General features: G+C 65.3%; 25 protein-coding genes. 12 read left to right on the top strand and 13 right to left on the bottom strand.

The genetic code is table 11. The annotated features are described in order from the left end of the window. Nucleotides 1-635 precede the first annotated feature (635 nt). The gene (gene urtE, locus EAG14_RS14175; RefSeq protein ID WP_099654850.1) at nt 636-1,328 is read left to right on the top strand and encodes an urea ABC transporter ATP-binding subunit UrtE; all 693 of its coding nucleotides are present in this window, start codon (nt 636-638) and stop codon (nt 1,326-1,328) included. 91 nt (nt 1,329-1,419) lie between these two features. Here urtE and EAG14_RS14170 read toward each other — a convergent pair whose 3' ends face one another. Continuing rightward, nucleotides 1,420-2,250, bottom strand: a complete 831-nt coding sequence (locus EAG14_RS14170) for a phosphatase PAP2 family protein (protein ID WP_121729266.1) — start codon at nt 2,248-2,250, stop codon at nt 1,420-1,422. A 541-nt stretch (nt 2,251-2,791) separates the two neighbouring features. Between EAG14_RS14170 and EAG14_RS14165 the strand changes: the two genes are divergently transcribed. From EAG14_RS14165 to EAG14_RS14155, 3 genes are all read left to right on the top strand, one after another. Then, complete coding sequence (locus tag EAG14_RS14165) at nt 2,792-3,586, top strand: diacylglycerol kinase family protein (RefSeq protein WP_371414353.1); 795 nt, start codon at nt 2,792-2,794, stop codon at nt 3,584-3,586. A gap of 92 nt (nt 3,587-3,678) precedes the next feature. Continuing rightward, nucleotides 3,679-4,509 (top strand): metallophosphoesterase, encoded by an 831-nt coding sequence (locus EAG14_RS14160; protein WP_240456791.1) that lies wholly within the window; start codon nt 3,679-3,681, stop codon nt 4,507-4,509. Nucleotides 4,510-4,668: 159 nt separating this feature from the next. Further along, entirely contained in the window at nt 4,669-5,784 is a 1,116-nt protein-coding gene (locus tag EAG14_RS14155) for an adenylate/guanylate cyclase domain-containing protein (protein ID WP_121729265.1), read from the top strand. Nucleotides 5,785-5,847: 63 nt separating this feature from the next. Here EAG14_RS14155 and EAG14_RS14150 read toward each other — a convergent pair whose 3' ends face one another. After that, nucleotides 5,848-6,576: a haloacid dehalogenase type II gene (locus EAG14_RS14150; RefSeq protein ID WP_121729264.1), complete on the bottom strand. Its 729-nt coding sequence runs from the start codon at nt 6,574-6,576 to the stop codon at nt 5,848-5,850. A gap of 260 nt (nt 6,577-6,836) precedes the next feature. On the opposite strand from EAG14_RS14150, the gene EAG14_RS14145 reads away from it, so the two are divergent. The 3 genes from EAG14_RS14145 to EAG14_RS14135 all read left to right on the top strand — a co-directional run bounded on the left by EAG14_RS14145 (nt 6,837) and on the right by EAG14_RS14135 (nt 10,067). Continuing rightward, nucleotides 6,837-8,051 (top strand): MFS transporter, encoded by a 1,215-nt coding sequence (locus tag EAG14_RS14145; RefSeq protein WP_121729263.1) that lies wholly within the window; start codon nt 6,837-6,839, stop codon nt 8,049-8,051. A 144-nt stretch (nt 8,052-8,195) separates the two neighbouring features. Next, the gene (gene alaC / locus EAG14_RS14140) at nt 8,196-9,422 is read left to right on the top strand and encodes an alanine transaminase (RefSeq protein WP_099740641.1); all 1,227 of its coding nucleotides are present in this window, start codon (nt 8,196-8,198) and stop codon (nt 9,420-9,422) included. A 126-nt stretch (nt 9,423-9,548) separates the two neighbouring features. Continuing rightward, nucleotides 9,549-10,067 (top strand): GAF domain-containing protein, encoded by a 519-nt coding sequence (locus tag EAG14_RS14135; protein WP_099740642.1) that lies wholly within the window; start codon nt 9,549-9,551, stop codon nt 10,065-10,067. 94 nt (nt 10,068-10,161) lie between these two features. On the opposite strand, the gene EAG14_RS14130 is transcribed toward EAG14_RS14135, so the two are convergent. The 11 genes from EAG14_RS14130 to EAG14_RS14085 form a co-directional block, all read right to left on the bottom strand. Next, the gene (locus EAG14_RS14130) at nt 10,162-11,364 is read right to left on the bottom strand and encodes a porin (RefSeq protein ID WP_240456790.1); all 1,203 of its coding nucleotides are present in this window, start codon (nt 11,362-11,364) and stop codon (nt 10,162-10,164) included. 441 nt (nt 11,365-11,805) lie between these two features. Continuing rightward, nucleotides 11,806-12,636, bottom strand: coding sequence for an urease accessory protein UreD (locus tag EAG14_RS14125; protein WP_121729261.1), 831 nt, complete (start codon nt 12,634-12,636; stop codon nt 11,806-11,808). Between the two features lie 118 nt (nt 12,637-12,754). Beyond that, on the bottom strand, nt 12,755-13,552 hold the full coding sequence (gene otnI / locus EAG14_RS14120; protein ID WP_121729260.1) for a 2-oxo-tetronate isomerase: 798 nt from the start codon (nt 13,550-13,552) through the stop codon (nt 12,755-12,757). Nucleotides 13,553-13,576: 24 nt separating this feature from the next. Beyond that, nucleotides 13,577-14,644 (bottom strand): alpha/beta fold hydrolase, encoded by a 1,068-nt coding sequence (locus tag EAG14_RS14115; RefSeq protein WP_205603400.1) that lies wholly within the window; start codon nt 14,642-14,644, stop codon nt 13,577-13,579. Nucleotides 14,645-14,700: 56 nt separating this feature from the next. Then, entirely contained in the window at nt 14,701-15,390 is a 690-nt protein-coding gene (locus EAG14_RS14110; RefSeq protein ID WP_121730482.1) for an aldolase, read from the bottom strand. A gap of 17 nt (nt 15,391-15,407) precedes the next feature. After that, nucleotides 15,408-16,685, bottom strand: a complete 1,278-nt coding sequence (gene otnK, locus EAG14_RS14105; RefSeq protein ID WP_121729258.1) for a 3-oxo-tetronate kinase — start codon at nt 16,683-16,685, stop codon at nt 15,408-15,410. Then, nucleotides 16,682-17,605 (bottom strand): L-threonate dehydrogenase, encoded by a 924-nt coding sequence (gene ltnD, locus EAG14_RS14100; RefSeq protein WP_121729257.1) that lies wholly within the window; start codon nt 17,603-17,605, stop codon nt 16,682-16,684. The genes otnK and ltnD overlap by 4 nt, the downstream gene beginning before the upstream one ends. A gap of 37 nt (nt 17,606-17,642) precedes the next feature. Next, complete coding sequence (locus tag EAG14_RS14095) at nt 17,643-19,010, bottom strand: GntP family transporter (RefSeq protein WP_121729256.1); 1,368 nt, start codon at nt 19,008-19,010, stop codon at nt 17,643-17,645. A 194-nt stretch (nt 19,011-19,204) separates the two neighbouring features. Then, the gene (locus tag EAG14_RS14090; protein ID WP_121729255.1) at nt 19,205-19,987 is read right to left on the bottom strand and encodes a FadR/GntR family transcriptional regulator; all 783 of its coding nucleotides are present in this window, start codon (nt 19,985-19,987) and stop codon (nt 19,205-19,207) included. Nucleotides 19,988-20,128: 141 nt separating this feature from the next. Next, nucleotides 20,129-20,431 (bottom strand): FadR/GntR family transcriptional regulator, encoded by a 303-nt coding sequence (locus tag EAG14_RS23770; RefSeq protein WP_371414352.1) that lies wholly within the window; start codon nt 20,429-20,431, stop codon nt 20,129-20,131. Then, the gene (locus EAG14_RS14085) at nt 20,356-20,823 is read right to left on the bottom strand and encodes a FadR/GntR family transcriptional regulator (protein WP_371414351.1); all 468 of its coding nucleotides are present in this window, start codon (nt 20,821-20,823) and stop codon (nt 20,356-20,358) included. Before EAG14_RS14085 ends, EAG14_RS23770 begins: the two co-directional genes overlap by 76 nt. A 253-nt stretch (nt 20,824-21,076) precedes the next feature. Here EAG14_RS14085 and EAG14_RS14080 point away from each other — a divergent pair, with 253 nt between their 5' ends. From EAG14_RS14080 to EAG14_RS14060, 5 genes are all read left to right on the top strand, one after another. Then, nucleotides 21,077-21,760 carry an amino acid ABC transporter permease gene (locus tag EAG14_RS14080; RefSeq protein ID WP_121729254.1) on the top strand — a complete coding sequence of 228 codons (684 nt, stop codon included), beginning with the start codon at nt 21,077-21,079 and terminating at the stop codon, nt 21,758-21,760. 15 nt (nt 21,761-21,775) lie between these two features. Continuing rightward, on the top strand, nt 21,776-22,426 hold the full coding sequence (locus EAG14_RS14075; RefSeq protein ID WP_121729253.1) for an amino acid ABC transporter permease: 651 nt from the start codon (nt 21,776-21,778) through the stop codon (nt 22,424-22,426). Beyond that, complete coding sequence (locus tag EAG14_RS14070) at nt 22,410-23,138, top strand: amino acid ABC transporter ATP-binding protein (protein WP_121729252.1); 729 nt, start codon at nt 22,410-22,412, stop codon at nt 23,136-23,138. Before EAG14_RS14075 ends, EAG14_RS14070 begins: the two co-directional genes overlap by 17 nt. 69 nt (nt 23,139-23,207) lie before the next feature. Further along, nucleotides 23,208-23,978, top strand: a complete 771-nt coding sequence (locus tag EAG14_RS14065; protein ID WP_121729251.1) for a transporter substrate-binding domain-containing protein — start codon at nt 23,208-23,210, stop codon at nt 23,976-23,978. Nucleotides 23,979-24,032: 54 nt separating this feature from the next. Beyond that, the gene (locus EAG14_RS14060) at nt 24,033-25,043 is read left to right on the top strand and encodes a zinc-binding alcohol dehydrogenase family protein (protein ID WP_121729250.1); all 1,011 of its coding nucleotides are present in this window, start codon (nt 24,033-24,035) and stop codon (nt 25,041-25,043) included. Nucleotides 25,044-25,047 lie beyond the last annotated feature (4 nt).

The raw sequence follows: 25,047 nt of genomic DNA, 5'->3' as shown, positions 1-25,047 counted from the left end.
CAGTTCACGAAGCACGCGCGCTTCGACGCGCGTGCCACCCCGCAACCGCTCCGGCACCGGCGCAGCCACAGGGGGTGGACAGCCGAACGCCAAAACAGCCACACGGGTCGTTGCTGCGCTCGACCCCACCTCTCGGGCGCAAGCGCCACGCGCTGCGCATGCAGGGCCGAGCGAAGCAATGGCCCGAATGGATGTTGGCTGTCCCCCCCTCTGTATGCGCCGAGGAGCGCAGCGGCCAGCGGATCAGGGCTCGCGACTGTTTGAGCGCAGCGAGTTTGAGCGAGACCCCGCTGGACGCGAGCACCGCAGGTTGCCCCAGCGCGCAGCGCTGGGGACGCAGACAGTGGGGTCGCCTTCTTTTGCCTTCTTTTCTTGGCGACGCAAGAAAAGAAGGTGCGCCGCCGGGCGCACATCCCGGCACCCGCCCTCACATCAGGCACTCCGCAAAGACCAGCGAGCAAGCCCCGGCTTCGACCCTTCGACCAAGCTCAGGACAGGCAAGCTCAGCCCGAACGGTTGGTTTGTGCTCAACACATCCGGACTGCCTCTGAGCAAGCACACGAAGCGCTTCAAAAACAATAGCGGCCAGCGCTTGATATACATGCGCTAGAGCCCAAAACACCCATAAAACCACCATGCTCACCGTCCAAAACATCAACCAGTACTACGGCGGCTCCCACATCCTGCGCGACGTGAGCCTCACCGCCACCCCCGGCAAAGTCACCGTCCTGCTCGGCCGCAACGGCGTGGGTAAAACCACGCTGCTCAAAAGCCTCATGGGCCTGGTGCCCATCAAAAGCGGCTCCATTGCCTTCGACGGCCAACCCATCGACAAGGCCACCCCCTACGACCGTGCCCGCGCAGGCATCGGTTTCGTCCCCCAGGGTCGCGAAATTTTCGGGCGTCTGACGGTGGAAGAAAACCTGCGCATGGGCTTGGCGTACAAAAGTGGCTCCACCCCCGTGCCCCCGCACCTGTATGAACTCTTCCCCGTGCTCAAGCAGATGCTCAAGCGCCGGGGCGGCGACCTGTCGGGTGGCCAACAACAGCAACTGGCCATCGCCCGCGCGCTGGCGCCCGGCCCGCGTTTGCTCATCTTGGATGAGCCCACCGAAGGCATCCAGCCCAGCATCATCAAAGACATCGGCCGGGTGATTCGCATGCTGGCGGACCAGGGGGAGATGGCGATCTTGCTGTGCGAGCAGTACTACGACTTTGCGCAGGAGCTGGCCGACGACTACCTGGTGATGGAGCGCGGCGAAGTCATTGCACGCGGTCCTGGCAGCGAGATGGAGGCCAAGGGCATCCGCAACCTCGTGGCCATTTGAAGCCGGCCTTCGCTTTTACAGTGGCCAACAAAACTTCCCTGGCGACGCAGCGCCTGGCCAGAACCGCTTCGCTGAGTGTTGTTGGCCGCTCTTATTGGTGGGCCAGCGTGGGCGGTGCGCCGCGCCAGCGGGCCATGCTGTCCATGATGAGCACGGTGCATACCATCCAGGTGCCGCCCAGCAGCCAGCCGGCCAGCACATCGCTGGCGTAGTGCACGTGCAGCACCACGCGGCTGAAACCGGTGGTGAAGACCAGCGCGCCTGCTGTACAGGCCGCAGGCAGGTGCCAGCGCCGGGGCAGCAGCCGCACTGCCAGATACGCCAGCATGGCGTAGGCCACGATGGATGCGCTGCTGTGCCCACTCGGAAAGCTGAAGCCATCGGCCTGGGCTGCGCCGTGCACATGCTCGGGCCGCACGCGGGCAAACACGTCTTTGAGGATCTTGGTCAACAGCCCGTTGCCGGCCATGGCCACGAACCAGCCCACGGCCAGCAGGCGGTGCTTGCGCCACCACAGCGCTGCTGTCACCGCCACGGTCAATGCCGCCAGCACCCAGCTGTCGCCCAGATGGGTAACGGTGGCGAACCACCGCAGGTCCCCCATGCTGGCCTGGGTGCGCAGTTGGTGGGCAATGGCCTCGTCCACCCGCCCCCAGGTGCCTGTGGCCTGCCCGCTCTCGGCCAGGGCGGCCAGCACCGCACCGCCTGCCAGCAGCGCGCAGGCGGTGGCAGCCATGGCCATCACCAGCAACGCGGTGGCGCTGGCGGGGTGCAGCCAGCGGCGCAGGGGCGATTGCTGGTGGCGCAGTGCCCGCAGGCCTTGCAGTGCCAGGCCGCCCAGCAGTGCGCACAGGGCCATGCCGCACAGCCACAGCGGTAGGGGGTGTTGGGCGATCCAGGGGGCCAGGGTGTCCAGGGTCATCAGGGGCTTCTTCTTTGGGTTGCGGCAAAGGTGGGTGGGGGCAGCGCCGCAGCGCTGGCAAGGGCCGTGTTTTTACACGAAGTGCCCGGCTGCGGCAGGCTATTCCCCGCCGCTGGCACGGTATCGGCGGGTGGGCGGTGCGCCTTTGTAGGTGCCTGCTGACATGCAGCAGCGCAGCGCGCTGGCTGCCAAGGGGCGAGGGGCTGGGCACCATCCATGGGTATGCGCCCGGCGGCGCTTGTCTCTCTCCGAACCCTCCGCAGGCCCTACGCCTGCCCGCTGCCATGACCGATTTTCAAAGCCCCTTGCTGCTCCATGCCCAAAGCCCCGTTCACCTGGTGGTGCCCCTGCGCCCGGGGGCGGATCTGGACCTGGCGCGCTCGCAACTGAGCGGGGCCTTTGCCCAGTGCGACCACCCCGTGGTGTGGCATGTGCCGCGCGAGCGGGGCGATATCGTGCAACTGGCCGACCATGCCGCAGCCGCTGCGCGCGACAGCGCGGGGCTGCTGGTGGCCGCCGGGGGGATGGCACCATCAACGCTGTGGCCGCTGCGGCCCTGCGCGCCGGGGTGCCCATGGGGGTGGTGCCGATGGGCACCTTCAATTACTTCAGCCGCGAGCAGGGCCTTGCGATGGATGCCGAGGCGGCCGTGCTGCAGCTGCTGCAGGCCCTGCGTGCAGGCGAGCTGCGGCCGGTGCAGGTGGGCTTTGTGAACGACCGCGTGTTTCTGGTGAACGCCAGTGTGGGCTTGTACCCGCGCCTGCTGGCCGAGCGTGAGCAGGCCACGCGCCGGTTTGGCCGCTCGCGCTGGGTGGCCATGGGCGCGGCGGTGTGGAGCATGCTGCGGCCATCGTCAGGGCGGCGCTGGCGGGTGCTGGTGCGCACCCACCAGGGCGCGCAGGTGTACGAACAAGAGCACCAGGTAACCACTTTGTTTGTGGGCAACAACCCGCTGCAGCTGGAGCAGGTGGGGCTGCCCCAGGCGCAGTCGGTGGCGCAGGGGGGGCAGCTGGCGGTGGTGCTGCTCAAGCCCCAGGGCCGCTGGGCCATGGCGCGCACTGTGTGGCGGGCGGCACTGGGGCAGTTGGAGCAAGACCCCGCCGTGCTGAGCCTGGCCTGCGCTGAGCTGACCGTGAGCCCCAGCGGCTGGCGCAAGGGCCGGGTCAAAGTGGCGTTTGATGGCGAGCGTGAGCGCATGGATGCACCGCTGTGCTTCAAATTGCACCCACGGCCTTTGTGGCTGGTGGCGCCCACCAGGCTGGAGCGCACGCCCGCATCGCCGGTGGAGCCTTTGCCTGCCGCCACGGGCGTTGCGCCATCGCTGGTCACCGCTTAATGTGAAGCAACCTTCATGGTCCAGGGTGGCTCTGCCGCCGAAGCCATGAAGCTCGGTGCACGCAATCGCTTTTGTCAGAGGAATCTTTGGCGATGGATTTACCCGCTATGCAGCCGCAGCGGCTGATGCATTTGTCCGACCTGCACTTTGGTGCGCACGACCCGCAGGTGTGCGCTGCCGTGCAGCGCCTGGCCCATGCGTTGCAGATCCGTGTGGTGGTGGTGTCGGGCGACCTGACCCAACGCGCCACCCGCACGCAATTTGCGCAGGCGCATGATTTCATCCAGGGGCTGGGCGTGCCCGAGCGTGTGGTGCTGGCAGGCAACCACGACTTGCCTCTGTTTGCCTGGTGGCTGCGCTGGGGACGTGCCTACGACCGCTTTGCCGCACAGTTTGGTGCGCAGTTGGAGCCGCAGCGCCAGGTCGGTCCGTTTTGTGTGGTGGGGGTGAACACCACCCGGCCTTGGCGGCATGAGCGGGGCAGCCTGTCGGCGCGCCAGGTCGACCGGGTGGCTGCAGATTTGCTGGCTGCGCCCAATGACGCCTGGTGCATTGTGGCCAGCCACCACCCTCTGGTGGGCCGCTGCGCGCAGGACCGATCTCACCGCCCCCTGGGGGCCGATGCCGCGGTGGCGCGCTGGCGCGAGGCGGGGGCGGACATGCTGCTCTCGGGCCACGTGCACCAGCCAGGCCTGTCACAGCCCTTGCCCGGGCTGTGGTCCATGCAGGCGGGCACGGCGGTGTCGCACCGTTTGCGCTGGGGGCAGCCGAATAGTTTGGTGGTGCTGCAGGTGCAGTCCGTCGTGCCCGCCGTGGGCCTGGAGCACGTTGGGCCAGCACCGCTTCAGCGCCATGCCCAGCGCTGGGACTTTGATGCGAAAACAGGCGACTTTGTCTGCGTGGAGGCGAGACCGCTGGGGTGAGGGACCTGTTGCCAGGAGCGAACAGGCACGTAGAAACACGATATTGACCATCCTGCAAGGCGGGCCTATTCTGCGGCGGTGGGCTGCGCCACCGTTTTGTGGCCGGCCATCGCTTGATTGCAAGTTTGCAGTGCCAACAGATGGGCTTTCAGTACAACCATGGACAAAGACACCACAGCCTCGACCACCGGTCCATCTGCCTTTGACCCCGATGAGGTTCTCCAGCACCTCGATGGCCTGGTCTCCCGGGACAAGGGGAGCCCGCTCAGCGCTACGGCCCGGGCGGAGATGTCGGCCACGCTGCGCTTGGCTGCGCAGACCAGCATGGCACCCTATGCGTTTTCATTGGTCTCGCGCGACGTCACCGTCCTTTGGGCCAAGTTGCGTGGTGGGCCTGTGACGGACAGCCAAAACCCTGATGCAGCCGATCTGGAGCCTTTGAACCGCTGCCTGGCCAAGCTCATTGAAGTCATCACCCGGTACCAAGGCACCATCGACCAGCTCTCGGGCGATGCGATCAAGGTGTTTTTTGGCGCAGAAAACCCCCGAAGCGACGATGTGCAGCGGGCCGTGATGTGCGCGGTAGAGATGCAAATGGCCATGCGTGACCTGAACATGGAGCATATGCGCGACCGGGTGCCGCAGGTGTTCATGGGCATTGGCTTGAGCACGGGCAAGGCGCTGGCCGGGCGCATCGGGTCGGATGCGTTCTCGCATTTCACCGTGATGGGAGATTTGGTCAATCTGGCTTTCAGGTTGCAGGCCTTCAGTTTGCGCGGGCAGGTGCTGATCAGCGAAGAAACCTATGAGCGCTGCTGGGGACTGGTGTCTGCCACGGCGCCCATGCAGGTGTTCGTCAAGGGCTATAGCCAGCCCATCAGCATGCGTGAGCTGGTGGCCATTCCCACCCGCAGGCTCAAGGTGCCTCGCCAGGAGTTCCGACGCAGCCACCGGGTGGAGGTACGGATTCCCTGCACTTACCAGATCGTGCAGGACGGCGTTGTCCTGCCCCATGTGGCCCAAGCCGTGATCCGCGACATGGGCTACCACGGGGCCATGCTGGAGTTGGTCGAGCCGCTGGATTTGCAAGGCGAGGTGCGCCTGTCTTTCGACCTGACCTTGGTGCAATACCAGGCCCGAGACCTCTATGCCCGTGTCGTAACCCTCAAAACCGACACTCCCCATCCTATGGCGGGTGTGGAGTTCACCTCGACCAGCGCGGAGTTTGAGGCCCGTGCGCAGATGTTTGTGCAGATGATGGTGGCTGCCGGGTAAGCCCGGGGCTGCAGTGCCTGAGGTCGCAGATGCACGCGGCGCCGTGATGCGAGCAGAGGGGCCCTAGCAGCCCAGCGCCTGTGCCAAGGCAACCAGATTGGCGCAATGCAGGTCGTTGCCGGGCTGCGGTGTCACGTCTTTGATGTGCTGGGCACCAAACTCCAGGGGCCGCTCGATGTAGACCGTACGCAAGCCGCAAGCACGCGCTGCGGCCAAATCGTCATGGTGGGCCGCCACCAGCGCCACCTGTTGCGGGGCAAGGTCAAACACCTTGGCCACCCCCAGGTAGGTGGCAGGCGCGGGCTTGTAGGCTTTGAAGACCTCCGCACTCAACACGCAATCCCACGGCAGGCCTGCGCGTTTGGCCATGTTGGTCAGCAGGCCGATATTGCCGTTGGAGAGTGTGGTGATGGTGAACCGGGTCTTGAGCCGCTGCAGGCCTTCCACACTGTCGGCCCAGGCATCCAGGCGGTGCCACACCCGGTTGAGGTGGTGCCGCTCGGCTTCGGACAGGTGCGCCAGACCAAAGCGCGGAAGAATCTCTTCCAGGATGCCCCGGTGCAGGTCGTCGATCAGCGTCCAGCCTTGCTCACCCGCCATCACCCGGGCCATGGCCGGCTGGTAGCCAGCGCGCAAGGCCCGAGCAAAGGCATCGCCGTCCACGCTTGGGTGCTGTGTCTGCATCTCGCGCACGATGCTGCCGTGCCAATCCACCACCGTGCCAAAGATGTCGAAAGCCAGCACCTGTACGGTGTCGGCAAGGGTGTCGGCTGTGCTGGGGGCTTTCGTCATTCGCAGTCCTTCCAAAAGGGGCTGGGCTTTGGGGCTGCCATGGTGACATGGACGGACCGTGTTGCCCGGCCTGCCCGTCACCCATGCGACGCATTCCCCTGTCCCAGCAAGTCTGTGGATGGCGTGCTATGGTTACAAAAAACGGGTTTACCCCCGTAACTCTGTTTCTTTTTCGCGCTCTTTCCCGCTCCCAACCCCGTCTGTTGCCCGTGTTGCCCCGCTGTCTTTCGGGGCCACCTTCCTTTGCTGTTGCCCTTGCCATGACCGCGCCTTTGCCCTCAACGTCTCTCGCATCCACCCCGACCGATGACCGCACCCTGGTGCGTGCCGTGCTGGCCCTGGGGGTAGGGGGCTTCTCCATTGGCACGGGTGAGTTCGTCATCATGGGTCTGCTGCCTGAGGTGGCGCGCGACATCGGTGTCAGCATCCCGCAGGCGGGCCACGTGATCAGCGCTTACGCGCTGGGTGTGGTGGTGGGTGCACCAGTGCTGGCGGTGCTGTGTGCCCACTGGGGGCGGCGGGCGTTGCTGATGGCATTGATGGCGGTGTACGCCTTGGGCAACTTCGCATCGGCCCTGGCGCCCGGTTACGCATCGCTCAGCGCCATGCGCTTGTTCACCGGCCTGCCCCATGGCACCTACTTTGGCGTGGCCGCGTTGGTGGCCGCGGCCCTGGCGCCCCCAGGGCGCCGTGCGCGGGCCGTGGGCTGGGTCATGCTAGGGCTCACCACCGCAACGCTGGTGGGCGTGCCCATCGCTGCGGCGCTGGGTGAGGTGTTTGGTTGGCGCGCCGCGTTTGTCTTCGTTGGTTTGATTGCGTTGGCCGCCGTCGCCATGGTGCGCCTGTGGGTGCCCAACATGCCCGCATCGCACGGCGCCAGCCCGCTGCGCGAGTTGGGCGCGCTGGCGCGCAAGCAGGTGTGGTTCACGCTGGGCATTGGCGCCATTGGCTTTGGTGGCATGTTTGCGGTGTTCAGCTACATCAAGCCCACGCTGCTGGAGGTGGCGGGCATGCCACCGGCGTTGATGCCCTTCGTGCTCTCGCTGTTCGGCCTGGGCATGGTGGCGGGCAACATTGTCGGCTCGCGCATGGCCGACAAGGCGTTGATGCCCGCCATCGGCAAGGTGCTGCTGTGGTCCATCGTGGTCATGGCGCTCTTCGTGCCTGCCGCGCACCACCCCATCAGCGCGGCGCTGGCCACCTTCTTCTTGGGCACGGTGGTCGCTATTGGCCCTGCATTGCAGATCCGCCTGATGGATGTGGCTGGCGACGCGCAGACCTTGGCCGCTGCACTCAACCACTCGGCCTTCAATGCAGCCAATGCGCTGGGTGCCTGGCTTGGCGGCGTGTCCATCGCGGCAGACATGGGCTGGACGTCCACCGGCTGGGTGGGCGTGGTGCTGGGCCTGGGCGGCGTTGGGATCTTTGCGTGGGCTATGGCGAGTGAGCGGCGTGCCCCACGCGCCATAGCCTGAGGGCATTGGGCGTAGCAGCGTTGCGACATCCCTGCGGTGGACGAGCGCGACCACCAGGTTGCGCGTTACAGTGAACACGGGCCAACCCCATTGTTGGCCACGTCGCTCGGACGGTTCCGGGCGCTTACGTGAAAGTTCACCAGCATGTCTGCTTCTCAAGGCAAGCGCCGCTTTGCGCGCATTGATCGCCTCCCTCCTTACGTCTTCAACATCACGGCCGAGCTCAAACTCGCCGCCCGCCGCCGGGGCGAAGACATCATCGACATGAGCATGGGCAACCCCGATGGGGCCACGCCACCGCACATCGTCGCCAAGCTCACCGAAGTGGCCCAGCGGCCCGACACCCACGGCTACAGCGCCAGCAAGGGCATCCCGCGCCTGCGCCGCGCCATCAGCCACTGGTACAAAGACCGCTACGCGGTGGACATCAACCCCGACACCGAGGCCATCGTCACCATCGGCTCCAAGGAGGGCCTGGCCCACCTCATGCTGGCGACGCTGGACCGGGGCGACACCGTGCTGGTGCCCGACCCGAGCTATCCCATCCACATCTACGGCGCGGTGATTGCCGGGGCCGACATCCGCAGCGTGCCCGTGGCACCGGATGTGGACTTTTTTGCCGAGCTGGAAAAGGCCATTCGCGGCAGCTACCCCAAGCCCAAGATGATGATCTTTGGCTTTCCCAGCAACCCCACCGCGCAGTGCGTGGAGCTAAGTTTCTTCGAGCGCGTGATCGCCCTGGCCAAGAAGCACGACATCCTGGTGGTGCACGACCTGGCGTACGCCGACATCGTCTACGACGGCTACCGCGCCCCCAGCATCATGGAAGTGCCCGGAGCCAAGGACGTGGCGGTGGAGTTCTTCACCCTCTCCAAAAGCTACAACATGGCCGGCTGGCGCGTGGGTTTCATGGTCGGCAATCCTGATCTGGTGGCCGCGCTCGCGCGCATCAAGAGCTACCACGACTACGGCACCTTCACGCCTTTGCAGGTGGCAGCCATCGCCGCGCTGGAGGGAGACCAGCAGTGCGTGAAAGAGATTGCCGCCCAGTACCAGCGCCGCCGTGACGTGCTCTACAAGGGGCTCACCGAATCCGGCTGGGCTGTGGATTGCCCCAAGGCCAGTATGTACATCTGGGCCCGCATCCCTGAGCCTTACCGTGCGCTGGGCTCGCTGGAGTTTGCGCGGCAACTGCTGGACAAGGCCAAGGTGTGCGTGTCGCCGGGCATCGGGTTCGGCGACCAGGGTGACGAGTACGTGCGCTTCGCCCTCATCGAGAACGAGGCCCGCATCCGCCAGGCGGTGCGTGGCATACGGGCCATGTTCAAAGCCGATGGGCTGTTGAAGGTTCCCGCAGCGACTGCAGCCTGAAGCTGCCCTGTTCGGTGGGGGGATGGTCCGGGCTATGCACTTGGTGTCCGCCTTCTCCCCCGCCCGTGTACGGTTTCGACGATGGCTTACGGCCCTCAGCCGGGGCCCTCGCTTAGACTGTTTTGCATGTTTCTGGACTACAACCCCGACGATCTTGACGTCACTATTTCTGAACTGCTGGTGGCCACTAGCGACTCTGCGGATCCGGACCTCCCGGCCGCAGTGCCGCAGGTGTTGCAGTTGCTGCGCACCCGCTTGGGCATGGATGTGGCGTTCGTCTCGCAGATCACCGATGGCCGCCGCATCATTAAGGCCGTGGACAGCGCCCCCGACTGCTCACTGCTGGAGCCGGGCATGTCTGACCCTGTAGAGGAAAGCTGGTGCCAGCGGGTGGTGGAAGGGCGATTGCCGGAGGTGATGCAGGATGCGAAGCCCTATGTGGCATCTGGCAAAGCCCCGGATCCCGGATTTCCCATCGGCACCCACTTGAGCACGCCAGTGCGCCTTGCCGGTGGCGCGGTGTATGGCACGTTGTGCTGCTTCAGCCGGGGTGTGCACGCCGGGGCAGACATTGACCGGCTGCGCTACACGGCCAGCTTGCTGGCCACCAAGTTGGCGCCTGCCTCGGCTGTGGCCAACCGTTGACGGCCGCAGGATAAAAAAGGGGCGCCCGCAGACGCCCCAACCTTGGATCACTTACAAGTCAGGCAGGCACCGCCCACCAGCGGTGCCGCCGCACTCAGAACGCGTGCCGCATGCCTACCGCAAAGCTGGTGCCACTGGCGTTGAGCAAGCCGCTGCCCACGGTGTTGGTGCGGGTGCTGTCGCGCATGACCATGGCGTACAGGTCAGTGCGCTTGGACAACCAGTAGTCATAGCCCACGGTAAACACCTTGCGCTGCACATTGCCGCCAGCTGCAGTAGCGGGCACGGGGCCCACGGCGTCGCTGGTGCGGCGTGATGCGTAGCCAGCCAGGATGTTGCCTGCGCCCACAGGCACCGTGGCGCTCAGGTCCCACACTTTGTAGGACACATCCAGAGGGGTGGCTTCGGTGCCCTTGTTTTCAATGCGGCCCAGGTGCGCCCACAGCTTGACGGCCTTGAAGTCGTAGGAGCCCGCCCATTGCCACGAGCGGGTGTTGTTGGGCGACGTGCCGTCGGCAAACGTCAGCGGGTTTTTCTTCACGCTTTGCCAGGCTAGCGAGGTGGCCAGGGGGCCGTTGGCATAGGCCATCCGCAGGGCCCGGTTGCCGCCGCCCTGGGCTTCTGATGCAGCGTAGGCCGCAGCGCCGGTGAAGCCTGCGATGTTGGGGCTGTCGTACACCACCGAGTTGGTCCAGGCCGTGCCGCCGGTGAGGGGGCTGCCCACAAAAGTCACCAGGTTCAGCGGGCCGAAGATGGTGCCGTCGCCAAAGGCGTTCGAGCCGATGCTGTTGGCGAACATCAGCGTGGTGACGTTGCCCAGGCGCAGGCGCCCCAGGTCCTTGTGGGCCAACGCCACCCAGGCCATGCGCGAGAAGAAGGGGTCTGCCGCCACATTGACGGGGGCGCCAATGGCATCGTTGCGGCCCACGGCGCCAGTGTCGTTGCGCACAAAAGACGACATCTCGAAGCTCGCTGACAAGCCGCCACCCAGGTCCTCATTGCCCCGCAGGCCCCAGCGGCTGGTGGACATGCTGCCGCTCTCCACTTTGCTTACGGCAGTGTTTTGCGCATTGATGCCAGCCGCTGAGCCGTTGAATCGACCCACCGAGGCGTCCACGATCCCGTAGAGGGTGACGCTGGAGGTGCCGGTGCTTTGGGCTTGCGCGGCCAACGAAGCCGTGGCCAAAGTGGCCATGCCAACAGCACGCGCCCACGATGCGCGGGAGCGCAGCGCCTGGCGTCGGGCTTGACGGGCGTCGGTGGTGTGACGGGGAAGGAATGAGGTTTGTCTCTGCATGGTGATGTTCTTTCTGAATGGACGCTGGGGATGGAGCCCATGCTGCGCGCCGTCTTGTGGGCGTTGCGCTGCAGGGGCGTGCGCACCAGCCGCCGCAGGGGGCGGGCAGTGGCGTGGGTGGGGCATATCGCCCTGATGGTGGTGCTTGTTGCGCATCAAGAAATAGTTATATTTACTAACTAAATTCTTGAATACACGTAGAAACCCGAGTCACCCAGTGAGAGGAGGGGGCAGGCGTTGTCGATCGCGGGCAGGGTTGCCGTCGGGCGAGGCAGGGTGCGGTGCGCTCATGGCGCGTTGCCTTGGCCCCTTGTTGGTGCCCCATCTGGGGTCATCCAGGGGCTGCATTCGGTGCGCGTTTTGCTATTTATTTGATAGCTGATTGCGCTTTGTATGAAAGCGCTAGAGGCCTATTTTTGGCTGATGAATGTAGCCAATCGGCTACATCGCCCAGATGCGGGGTGGCACGGCATCGAGCTGCCACAGGGCTTTGCGCCAGGCGCTGCGCACTTGCTTGAGCAACTGCATGGCAGGCTCCACCTGGGGCGCCAGCACGCGCAACACCACCACCTGCGGGTTGGGGCTGGTGGCGCCCGCCGTGGCCTTGAGCGAGTGCGCATCCACCACAGCCCGGGCGGCATCCAGCGCGGTATCGCGCCGGGCTCTGTCCAGGGGCGTGCCTGTGACAAAGAACAAACTGCCCAGACAGCGCTGCCCGGCCAGGCCCAGGGGGCTGTACAGCAGCTGGTGGTCTGCTGCGTTGATGGTGCCGCGCTCCAGCCACACGCCGGGCACTTCGATGTGCTGTTCGAAATCGCCCATTTCAAAGGGCTGGTTGGCGTGGGGCAGGCCCAGTGCGGTGACGTCCCAGCCCATGCATTCGGCGCCTGCCGCCAGAGACAGTGTCAGGTGGTTGCGGGCGTGGCAGGCGTTGTAGCAAAGCGCCTCCAGCGGCAGCCATTCCAGGCGCGCGTTCTCAGCCAGGGTGAGGTGGGTGCGCTGCAGCGCCAGCTCGCCAGCCGATCGGTAAAACCGCGTGGCCCCCGGTGTGGTGACCAGCCCGTGCGCCCCCGTGCCCACGGTGGCGGCAATCTCCAGCGTGTCGCCGCCCACCAAACCGCCCGGCGGGTGCACCAGCACGTTGTGGCAAACGCTGTCGCCTTCGGGGTACAGGCTTTGCAGAATGCGCAGCGGCCCGTGGTGCTCAAACCGCGCCACGGTCCGGGCGTTTTCGAGGGTGTAGTTCAGTTGCAGGCGCGCGTGCCAGGGCATGTTGGATGTCTGTTTACTATCAAAAATATAGCTGCTTGCGCTTGATTGACAAGCGCAGCAGCCCGTTTTATCTAGTAAGCATATTCCATACCCTGCAAGCCAACGGGTATCTCAGGCCTTACAGCCAGGGCTTGAGCCAGCCCAGCCCGTCGCTGGTGGCGTGGGCTGCTGCGCCGCGCGCGGGGCGGTATTCGCAGCCAATCCAGCCGTCGTAGCCCAGGCTGTCCAGCAGCTTGAACAGGTAGGTGTAATTGATCTCGCCCACATCGGGTTCGTGGCGCTCGGGCACACCGGCAATCTGGAAGTGGCCGACGTTGCCGGTGGGCAGGTACTGGCGCACCTTCATGGCCAGGTCGCCTTCCACGATCTGGCAGTGGTACAGGTCCATCTGCACCTTCACGTTGGCGGCGCCGATCTCGGCGATCAGCGTGTGGGCCTGGTCCTGGCGGCTCAGGAAGAAGCCGGGCATGTCGCGGCCATTGATGGGCTCCAGCAGGATCTGGATGCCGTGGGGCGCAGCCTGCGCGGCGGCGTAGCGCACGTTGGCGATGTAGGTGGCGCGCACGGTGGCTGCGTCTGCACCCTGGGGCACCAGCCCGGCCATCACGTGGATGCGGGGGCACTGCAGCGCCTGGGCGTATTCAACCGCCTTGGCAATGCCTTCGCGGAACTCGGCCTCGCGCCCCGGCAGGCAGGCCAGCCCACGCTCGCCCGCGTCCCAGTTGCCGGGCGGGGCGTTGAACAGCACTTGCTGCAGGCCGTTGGCTTGCAGGCGCGCGGCCAGTTCTTGCGCAGAGTAGGCGTAGGGAAACAGGTACTCCACCGCCTGGAAGCCATCGCGGGCAGCGGCGGCAAAACGGTCGAGAAAGTCCACGTCGTTGTAGAGCATGGACAGATTGGCAGCGAAGCGGGGCATGAAAGATTCCTGAGAAAAAAGCGGTCAGCGGCGCGGTGCACTGGTGAGCACCTGCGCCAGCCGGTCTTGGTAAAAGCGCGCCAGGCCCACCGTGCTGTGGCCGAGGGTGTCGGCGCTGGCAGGGATCACGTAGGCCTGGGCGTGCGGGATGCGGGCGATGGCTTTGTCCAGCACACCCAGCTCGGGTGGGTTGCGCTCATCGTCTGCCGAGTTGATGGCCAGCACGCGCGCGGTGATGCGTTCCAGCCCGGGCTCGGGGCCGTAGTCGCGCGAGGCTTCCCACTGGTAGATGTGGTCGTTGGCATCGCCACGGAAAGGGGCCTTGAGGCGTTGCTCCACCAGCGCATCGGCCGCAGCGCGGTTGGGGGCCAGCTTTTGCAAGCCTTGATTGCCCCCGTTCGTGCCCGTGCCAAAAAACACCGACGCAAACTGCAGGCTGCGGGGCTGGCGGGTGTAGTTGCCGCCCTGCCATTCGGGGTCGTTGCGGATGGCATCGACCAGCAGGCGGCGCATCATCCAGTTGCGGCCCGACATGGCGGCGGGCAGCGAGGCCATGGGCACGGCAACGTCCATGAAATCGGGGTGGCGCTGGGCCCACACCCAGGTGTGCATGCCGCCCATGGAGTTGCCGATGATGGCTCGCACATGGCGCACGCCCAGGTGCTCTGTCAGCAGGCGGTACTGAGCCTGCACCATGTCGTCGTAGTTGTAGGCTGGAAAGGCGGCGCGCAGGCCGTCCGATGGCTTGCTGGAGCGGCCGGTGCCGATGGCGTCCGGCAGGATGATGAAGTACTTGCGCGCATCCAGCGGCTGGCCGGGGCCAAACAGCGTGCCTGCAAAGCCGGACGTGAGCATGCTCTCTGCCGAGCCATTGGTGCCATGCAGCACCAGCACCGGCTCGCCTGTGGGCTCGCCCACGGTGGAGTAGGCCAGCTTGAGTTCGGGCAAGGTCTGGCCGGTGTGGAAGCGGAAATCCTTGACGACCCACTCGCCGTGCTTGGGGTCGGGGTAGTCCGCAGCCGATGCACCGCCTGTGGCCAGCACACCCAGCAGCATGGGGGCGAAGGCTTTGCGCCAGAAAGAAAGGGTCATGGTTTGTCTCCTTGTGTGTGTTCTTTCATCACCGCGCCATGGGCACAGCCCGCCCGTTACCAGTGGGCGCCAAAGCTCTGGCGTAGCTCCTCGATCTGGGGCTCGGTCAGCGGCGTGGGGCGGGGCTGGCACAGCATCCACAGGCGTGCGGTTTCCTCTAGCTCTTCCAGCACGGCCATGGCGGCGGCGGGCGTGTCGTGCCACACGTTGGGCCCCAGGCGCGCCAGCATCACGGCGCGCACAGGGCTGCCCTGGGCTGCATAGCGGGTGATGGTCTGCTCCACCAGCGCTGCTGCGGCGGCATCACCAGGGCGGTGGTAAGGGATGTGCGGCACGCGGCCCACCTTCATGACAAAGTAGGGCGTGATGGGGGGCAGCAATTGCGCATCGGGCGCCAGTTGCCCACCTGCAGCGGTGTCGGCTTGCAGCGAGCAGCCCACCAGGTGCGTGCTGTGCGTGTGGATCACGCAGCGCGCGGGGGCTGCTGTCGATGCCGACGCCTCGTAAATCTGCCGGTGCAGCGCAATGGTCTTGCTGGCCCGGTCGCCCGCCACCTGCTGGCCCTGTGCGTCCAGGCGCGCCAGCCGCTCGGGCTGCAGCGTGCCCAGGCAGGCATCGGTGGGGGTGATGAGGTAGCCGTCGGCCAGGCGCACGCTGATGTTGCCGGCGGTGGCGTGCACATAGCCCCGCTCAAACAGGCTGCGGCCCACGCGGCATATTTCGTCGCGGGCTTGGGGCTCATCCATGAAGGCGGGGGTAGCGGTCATGCCAGCAATTGTGCAAAAGCCTTGGTGAAGAAGTCGGTGCTACCGAAATTGCCCGACTTCAGCGTGATGTGCAGCCCGTCCTTGGCGTCGGGCGCCACGGCATGGCACCACGGCACGCCGGGGTCAATCTGCGCGCCAATGCGCATTTGCGTGATGCCCAGGGCCTGCACGCAGGCACCGGAGGTTTCGCCGCCCGCCACGATGAGCTGGCGCACACCGCGCTGCACCAGGCCGCGTGCAATGGCAGCAATGGTTTCTTCCACCATGGCTCCGGCCTTTTCAGAACCCAGCTTGCCCTGAATGGCACGCACGGCCGAGGGCTCGGCGGTGGAATACACCAGCACCGGGCCTTGGCCGATGTGGCCTTCGGCCCAGGCCAGAGCTTCGGCGGCCACGTCCACCCCTGCAGCAATGCGCAGCGGGTCGATGGCGAGGGCGGGTTGGCCTGCCTTGATGAAATCCATCACCTGCTGGTTGGTCGCCACCGAGCAGCTGCCCGAAACGATGGCCTGAAGCCCTTGTGCAGCGGGCAGGCGGGCGGCCTCGTTGCTGGGGGCCACGCCAAAGTTGCCCGGCAGGCCAATGGCCACGCCAGAGCCGGCTGTCACCAGCGGCATGCCCTTGAGCGCAGGGCCCAGGCGCAGCAGGTCGGCGTTCGACACCGCATCGACCACGGCCATGCGCACGCCCTCGGCCTTCAGTTGATCGATGCGTGCGCGGATAGCTGCCTCGCCCTGTGCGACCACGCTGTGGTCGATCAGGCCCACGCGGCTGGGTGTTTGCGCCTGCAGCACGCGCACCAGGTTGGGGTCGGTCATGGGCGTGAGCGGGTGGTTCTGCATGCCGCTCTCGTTCAGCAACACGTCGCCCACAAACAGGTAGCCCTTGAACACGGTGCGCTTGTTGTCGGGGAAGGCGGCCGTGGCGATGGTGAAGTCGGTGCCCAGGGCCTGCATCAGTGCATCGGTCACGGGTCCGATGTTGCCTTCGGCCGTGCTGTCAAAGGTGGAGCAGTATTTGAAGTAGATCTGCTCGGCACCTTGCGCTTTCAGCCATTGCAGCGCAGCCAGTGACTGGGCGATGGCATCGCCCTTGGGAATGGTGCGCGACTTGAGCGCAACCACGATGGCATCGGCCTCGGTATCCAAAGGTGCCGTGGGCACGCCCATGGCCTGCACCACGCGCATGCCGGCGCGCACCAAGTTGTTGGCCAGGTCGGTCGCGCCGGTGAAGTCGTCGGCAATGCAGCCCAGCAGTGCACGTGCGTGTGTCATGCCTTGTCCTTCCCTGGACCTTCGCTATTTGGCAACGTGATGCCAGGGAAGATCTTGATCACGGCACTGTCATCTTCCTTGGCAAAGCCTGCGGTCGATGCCTGCATGAACATCTGGTGCGCGGTGGCGGCCAGTGGCAGGGGAAATTTGCTGGCGCGTGCGGTGTCCAGCACCAGGCCGAGGTCCTTCACGAAAATATCGACGGCCGACAGCGGCGTGTAGTCGCCCGCCAGCACATGGGCCATGCGGTTTTCAAACATCCAGCTGTTGCCTGCGCTGTTCGTGATCACTTCATACAAGGCGCTGGCTTCCACGCCTTCGCGCAGGCCCAGGGCCATGGCTTCGGCGGCCACGGCAATGTGCACACCAGCCAGCAGTTGGTTGATGATCTTGACCTTGCTGCCCGCGCCCGCCTTGTCCCCCAGGCGGTACACCTTGCCGGCCATGCCATCGAGCACGGCGTTGGCTGCGGCATAGGCCTCGGGCTTGGCCGAGGTCATCATGGTCATCTGGCCCGATGCGGCCTTGGCTGCGCCGCCGGAGATGGGGGCGTCCACATAGTGCAGGCCCAGGGCGTTGAGACGGGCTTCCAGTGCCACAGACCAGTTGGGGTCCACGGTGGAGCACATCACAAAGGTGCTGCCGGGGCGCATGGCCGCTGCTGCGCCGCCTTGGCCCTCGTCGCCGAACAGCACGCTCTCGGTCTGCGCCGCGTTGACCACCACCGACACCACCACATCACTCGCCGCTGCCAGCGACGCGGTGGTGGCGTGGGCTGTGCCACCGTCTGCCACAAAGGCATCGGCTACGCCGGGGCGCACGTCGCACACGTGGATGGTGAAACCGTTGTTGCGCAGGGTCTTGGCAATGCCAGCGCCCATGGCGCCCAGGCCGATGATGCCGACGGTGGGTTTTGTCATGTTGTCAGTCCTTCAAAGAAATTCAAAAAGGGGGCGTTCAGGCCACCAGCACCCAAAGCAAAGCCGTGAGCGCAAAACCCGCCAAGCCCAGCACGGTGGTCAGCACGGTCCAGGTGCGCAGGCCATCGCCCACGCTCAGGCCCAGGTATCGGGTCACGATCCAGAAGCCCGAATCGTTGACGTGCGACAGCCCGAGGCTGCCAAAGCCGATGGCAACCGTGAGCAGCGCCACTTGCAAGGGGGAATACCCGCCACCTGCCATCGCATCGGCCAGCAGGCCGCAGGTGGTGATGATGGCCACGGTGGCAGAACCCTGGGCGGCACGCAGCGCCAGCGAGATGATGAACGCCAGCAGGATGAGCGGCAGGTGGGTGGCCGTGAGGCTTTGCGACAGCGCCGTGCCAATGCCGCTGGCGGTGAGCACCTTGGCAAACACGCCGCCTGCGCCCGTCACCAGGATCACCGTGGCAGCAGGGGGCAGGGCGGATTCCATGATGGCGTTGGTGCGCTCGCGGTTCCAGCCCTGGTTGCGGCCCAGCAGGAACATGGCCAGGCCCACGGCCACCATCAGTGCAAAGATGGGCGAGCCGATGAAGCCCAGCACGTTGCGCAGGTTGTCGCCCTTGGGCAGCAGCGTGGCGCCGGTGGTGCCCGCCATGATGAGTGCCAGGGGGATCACGATCAGCGCCATGATGGTGCCCACGCCAGGGGCTTTGCCCGCCTGGGTGGTTTGGCTGTCTTCGCTGTTGCCAAAGGCTGCAAACTGCTCGGCCGTGGTGGGCAACAAGGGGTAGCCCTTGCGATTGAGCCAGCCCGACACATACTGCGACAGCGCCGCCAGCGGGATGCAGATGGCCAGGCCAATGATGGTGATCCAGCCAATGTCGCCCTTGACGATGGCCGCGCCGCCCACGATGCCAGGGTGCGGTGGCACCACCACATGTGCGGCCAGCATGATGCCCGCTACGGGCAGGCCGAACTTGATGGGGTTGACGCCCGCTGCCTTGCAAAAGCCGTAGACGATGGGCACCAGGATGATGAAGCCCACGTCAAAAAACACCGGGATGGCCAGGACCAGCGCTGCGGCCGTGAGGGCCATGGGCACCCGTGTGGGGCCCAGAAGCTGCGTGAAGCGGTTGGCCAGGCTGGCCGCACCGCCAGAGACCTCGATCATGCGCCCCAGCATGGAGCCCAGCGCCACCAGGATGGCGACCGAACCCAGCGTGCCGCCCATGCCCGCAATCAGCGTGCTGATGATGTCGCCAATGGGCATCTGCGTGGCAAACGCCACCAGAAAGCTCACAAGCATCATCGCCACGAAGGCGTGGACTTGCCAGCGGATGATGAGCAACAGGAGCAGTGCAATGCTGCCGGCGCCGATGCCGAGAAGTGCGAGGGTGGACATGAACGAGATATCTCCGGGATGGCTGAGCGAGCACACGCGGCGCTGCTCAAGTTGGTGTGTTTATATGGTCATCATACAAATTTAACGTGGCAGTTTGTTACGGGTTAACCCTGAAGGTGCTCTGATTTCGGTGGGTGTGGTGCGCCTACGTTGACGCAACGGCTTGTGGTTGCACGCGCTCGGCGTGGGGCCCTTCAGTCGCGCTGCGAGGGGGCTGTGTCCACCACCAGGGGTTGTGCCAGGCGTGCACCGTCCTGCGCCCAGAAGGCGGGGTCGGCTTGCTCAATGCGGCGCAGCGCGTTGCGCATGTGGTCGGTGGCGGCATGCCGGGCTGCGGCGGCGTCACCAGCTTCAATCGCGCGCACGATCTGCTCGTGCTCCTGCGTCACGGCCTGGGCAAAGTCGCTGCGCCGGGCCTCATTGGCGCGGGTGACGCGTGTGGCGCCTTGAAGAAAGCGGGCCAGGTAGTCCAGCGTGCTGATGAGAAACGGGTTGCCCGCCGCCCGCGCAATCGCCCGGTGAAACTCCACATCCTCCTCGGCCCCGTCACGCCCGGCCTGCACGGCATCGCTGATGCGTTGCATGGCGGTGCGAATGGCCTGCACATCGGCATCGCTGCGGCGCTGGGCGGCCAGCTCGGCCACCTCGGATTCCAGGGCGCGGCGTACCTCCACGATTTGCATGACCGCCTCGCGCGATGCGGCATGGGGCAACTCAAAGTGCAGGGGCTCAATGCCCGGGGCCTGCACATACACGCCACTGCCCTGGCGTGAGTCCACCAGCCCCAGCGATTTGAGCCGAGAGATGGCCTCGCGCACCACGGTGCGGCTGACCTGGAACTGCTGCGCTAGCGCTGCCTCGGTGGGCAGCTTCTCAGACGCCTGGATGCGGCCCGCGCGGATTTCGGTCTCCAGCGTGCTGGCGACTTGGTCGGCCAGTTTGAGGCTGGGTTTGACGGCGGAGAAGGGGGACGACATGGGGGTGGACACAGGGGACGGTGACGGTCTGGAGCGACGGCTGACTGTACTCCAAGCATGTGCTTCAGACGCCGGCTCGGGGTGCCTCTTGTATGCCCCCTTCGATTATTGAGAAGACCGTGAGCCGCCTCCGGCCGGTGGCTACGGCGTCACCCAGCGGTCGGCGGCTGCGCGGATATGGGAGCGGATGGCCGATTCGGCGGCCAGTGGGTCGCGTGACTGTAGGCAGCGCAGGATGAGTTCGTGTTCGGCCAGCGCGGCGTGCCAGGTGGGCTGGCCCTCGAGCCGGTTGCGCATGTGGCTCGCCAAGGGGCCCCGGCGTTCGTCAAAAAGCGTACCCACCAGGCTCAAAAGCACCGAGTTGCCACTCATCTCGGCAATGCGCACATGGAATTCACGGTCGTGTTCCAGCACGTCGCGCCCGGCGGCGATGTCTGCGCGCATGGCCTCGACGCTCTCTGCGATCCGCGCCAGTCCTTGGGGGTGGCATTGACGCAGGCCAGCACGATCACGGCACCCTCCAGTGCCCCCCGCGCCTGCATCAGTTCTGCCGGGCTCTCTCCCATTGAGGGGGGCATGGGGTTGCGGCGCAGCGCGCGGCTGCACACATACACGCCCGAGCCCATGCGGATCTCCACGCTGCCCTCAATCTCCAGTGCAATCAGCGCCTCGCGCAGCGAGGGGCGTGATACCCCCAATTGCTGCGCCAGGTCGCGTTCAGGCGGCAGGCGGCTGCCCTCCTTGTAGTCGCCTTGCTGGATGAGGGCGCGCACCTTGTCGGCGATCAGCTGGTACAGGCGCCGCGTGGGGTCTGTGGCTTTGGAGAGGTCGGTCATGCAAACGTGCGATGGAAAGTCAATGGGGTAATTGGTCAGATATCTTGGTCAGGCCAAAATAAGGTGGTGGAAAGTATTGTGGAGTGTGAATCGCTTTAAAAAAGGAGTTTCTCCCTGTAAGTTGCATTGTCTTTTGCGAGCTTTTGTCGTGGATTGGGGTTAACCCGGTAAGGCCAATTTGAGTGTTGAGTTTAAATTGGCCTTACCAAAATGCGCAACAACAACAGGTGCCCCGCCTGGCGCAGTTACCACCTTGAAATACTCCTTCGACTTTTCCGGTCCGCTGGCTTATTGGCCAGACCTGCTGGCAGGCGCATGGACCACGTTGTCGCTATCGCTGGCAGCGACCTTCTTTGGCTTCCTCGTCGGGGTGTTTTGCGCTCTGGCCACCACGGGTCGTGTCAAATGGCTGGCCCGCATCGCGGGTGTCTACATCGAGGTCATCCGCAACACCCCGCTGCTGGTGCAGATTTTTATCGTCTATTTCGGGCTCTCGTCCATGGGCTTTGCGGTGGGGGCCTTCACGGCGGCCACGGTGGCGCTGGTGGTCAATGTGGGGGCCTACACCAGCGAGATCGTGCGGGCGGGTATCGAGTCCATTCCCAAAAGCCAGTTGGAGGCTGCCGAATGCCTGGGGCTGACCCGCTGGCAGATGCTGCGCAATGTGGTGCTGCCCCCTGCGGTGGAGCGTGTGTACCCCGCACTGACAAGTCAGTACGTGCTGCTGATGCTGGCCTCTTCGATCAGCTCGCAGATCTCGGCTGAAGAGTTGACCGCCGTGGCCAACCGCATCCAGTCAGACACGTTCCGTTCGGTCGAGACGTACCTCATCGTGGCGGTGGCTTACCTGGCGATGTCGCTGGTCATGCGGGGCATCTTCTGGCTGCTGGCCCGGTGGGCCTTTCCCCGCCGTCGCCGCCTTGGCACGCCTTTGTAACCCGGAGGCCATGCCATGGGATTTCTCACACTTGCGCACCTGCAATTTCTCTTTGATGGCCTGTTGTGGACCATCGGTTTGTCTCTGCTGGCCTTTGTGGGCGGCGGTTTGCTCGGCTTTGCCGTGGCGCTGGGCACGTCTTACGGGCCGCGCTGGTCGCGCCTGGGCGTGTCGCTTTACGTCAAGCTGATTCAGGGTACACCGCTGCTGGTGCTGCTGCCTCTGGCTTACTTTGGGTTGCCTGTGCTGGGCCTCAATGTTCCGCCGCTGGGCGCTGCGGCGCTGGGGCTGTCGATTTATGTCTCGGCCTACCTGGGCGAAATCTGGCGCGGGTGTATCGAGTCTGTGCCCCGCACCCAGGCCGAGGCGGCTGAGTGCTTGGCGCTGCGCTGGCACCAGCGGGTCATCCATGTCATCTTGCCCCAGGCCGTGAAGATCGCCACGCCCCCCACCGTGGGTTTCATGGTGCAGATCGTCAAGAACACCTCGCTGGCATCGGCCATCGGGTTTGTCGAATTGGCCCGGGCCGGGCAAATCATCAACAACTCGACCTTCGAGCCGTTTGTCATTTTCGTGATCGTGGCGATGCTGTATTTCGCCCTGTGTTACCCGCTGTCGGTGCTGAGCCGTCGCCTTGAGAGGAGCTTCCATGTCGCCCATCGTTGAGATCGAGAACATCTCCAAGTGCTTCGGCAGCACCCGCGTGCTGGAGGGGGTGTCCTTCACCGTCAACAAAGGCGCGGTGGTGGCCATCATCGGCCAGAGCGGTTCGGGAAAAAGCACGGCACTGCGCTGCATCGACCGCCTGGAAACCGTGGACCAGGGCCGCATCCGCGTGTGTGGCCATGAGGTTACGTCGCCCGGGCTGGACCTGCACCAGCTGCGCCGCGACGTGGGCATTGTGTTCCAGAGCTACAACCTTTTTCCCCATCTCACGGTGCTGCAGAACATCATGCTGGCGCCCCGCCTGGTGCAAAAAGCAGCCAAGTCCGAAGCCAAGGAGCGCGCCCTGGCTGTGCTCGCCCAGGTCGGTCTGGCTGAAAAGGCCGAGTGCTACCCCTCACAACTGTCCGGCGGGCAGCAGCAGCGCGTGGCCATAGCGCGCTCGCTGGCCATGCAGCCCCAGCTCATGCTGTTTGACGAAGTGACCTCGGCGCTGGACCCCCAACTGACCGGCGAAGTGCTGCGCGTGATGGAGAAACTCGCGGAAGGCGGCATGACCATGATCCTCGTTACGCACGAAATGGCCTTTGCCCGCAAGGTGGCCGATGAGGTCATCTTCATGCACAAGGGCCGCGTATGGGAGCACGGTCCGGCCTCCATCCTAGACGCCCCTGCCACCACCGAGCTGCGTGACTTTGTGGGCAACGGCCTGTGAGGCGGCTTGTTCACCGCATCACCTGACGTTCCTTTTTTGAATTCCCCATAACCACAACGGAGACACACCATGACACAGCGTTCCACTCTCGTTCGCGGCCTGATTGCCGCTGCTGCCTTGTTGGCCTTTGGCGCGGGCGCGGCCCATGCCGACCTGCTCAAGGACATCCGCGATGCCAAGAAGATCCGCATCGCACTCGATACCGGATCGCCGCCCTACGGCTTTGTGGACAGCGCCATGAAGCCCGTGGGCTCCGATGTGGAAACCGCGCACCTGCTGGCACAGGACCTGGGTGTGGCCATCGAGATCGTGCAGACCACCAGCCCCAACCGTATCCCTTTCCTGCAGACCGGCAAGGCCGACATCGTGGTGGCCTCGTTGTCGGTGACACCCGAGCGCGAGAAGGTCATCGACTTCTCGGTGCCCTATGCACAGATCCTGGCCGTGGTGGCGGGCCCCAAAGGCGTGCAGATCAACGGGTTTGACGACCTCAAGGGCAAACGCGTGGCCACCACACGTGGCTCCAACAACGACAAGGTCGTGACCACCGGAGCCAAGGATGCCCAGGTGGTGCGGTATGACGACGACGCCACGCTGGTCACTGCGGCCGTGAGCGGCCAGGCCGACATCATCGCCACCTCGCCCGCCATCGTCAGCACCGTGCTGGCCAAGTCGCCACAAAAAGACCTGGTGACCAAGTTCACGATGTCCACCGTGCCCCTGGGCATCGGCATGCGCAAGGACGAGCCTGCACTCAAGGCCTGGGTCAACGACTGGATCACCAAGAACCTGGCCAACGGCAAGCTGCAAGCCATCTACAAGAAGTACCACGGCGGCTGAAGCCCCGTTGATTTCACCCCCCCCCCCTCTCCTTCACCAACTCCTGGACCCACCATGCTGACCGTCATCTGTGAAACCCCCGGCACCCTCAAGGCCGAGCAACGCGAGCGCCCCGTGCGGGCGGAGGGCCAGGTGCTGGTCCGTGTCAAGCGTGTGGGTGTGTGTGGCACCGACCTGCACATCTTCACGGGCAACCAGCCGTTTCTGGACTACCCCCGGGTGATGGGCCACGAGCTCTCGGGTGTGGTCGAAGAAGCTGCGCCCGGCGGGCGACTGGCGGTAGGAGATGTGGTGTACGTCATGCCCTACCTGTCCTGCGGCCAGTGCGTGGCGTGCAGGCAGGGAAAGACCAACTGCTGCGTCAACATCCAGGTGCTGGGCGTGCACCGCGACGGCGCTTTCACCGAATACCTGGCGCTGCCTGAAGCCTTCGTGCACAAGGCCGAGGGCGTGACGCTGGACCAGGCCGCCATGGTGGAGTTTCTGGCCATCGGCGCGCACGCGGTGCGCAGGGGCAACGTCCAGCCTGGCCAGCGTGTGCTGGTGGTGGGAGCGGGGCCCATCGGCATGGCCGCGATGATTTTTGCGCGGCTGCGCGGGGCCACTGTCACGGCGCTGGATGGCCGCCAGGACCGCCTGGATTTTTGCCAGCGCGAGCTGGGCGTGGCGGGCACCGTGGCGCTGGGCGAAGGCGATGTGGACCAGCTGTCTGCCGCCACCCAGGGCGAGTTTTTTGACATGGTGTTCGACGCCACGGGCAACGGCAAGGCCATTGAGCGGGGCTTTGGCTTTGTGGCCCATGGCGGCACCTACGTGCTGATCTCGGTCGTGCGCGACACCATCACCTTCTCCGACCCCGAGTTCCACAAGCGCGAGACCACGCTGCTGGGCAGCCGAAACGCAACCACCGAAGACTTCGAGACCGTGATTGCTGCTATGCGCGAAGGCAAGGTGCCCACCGCCGCGCTCAACACGCACCGCATGCCCCTGGCCCAGGTGCCTGCCGACTTTGCGCAGTTGCTCGACCCGGCGCAACGCGTGGTCAAAGCCATCGTGGAAGTCTGAACCC

Source organism: Acidovorax sp. 1608163 (genome assembly GCF_003669015.1).
GTDB lineage: Bacteria > Pseudomonadota > Gammaproteobacteria > Burkholderiales > Burkholderiaceae_C > Acidovorax.
The sequence above is the reverse complement of the archived record's forward strand: the minus strand, read 5'-3'. Positions and strand labels throughout refer to the sequence as shown.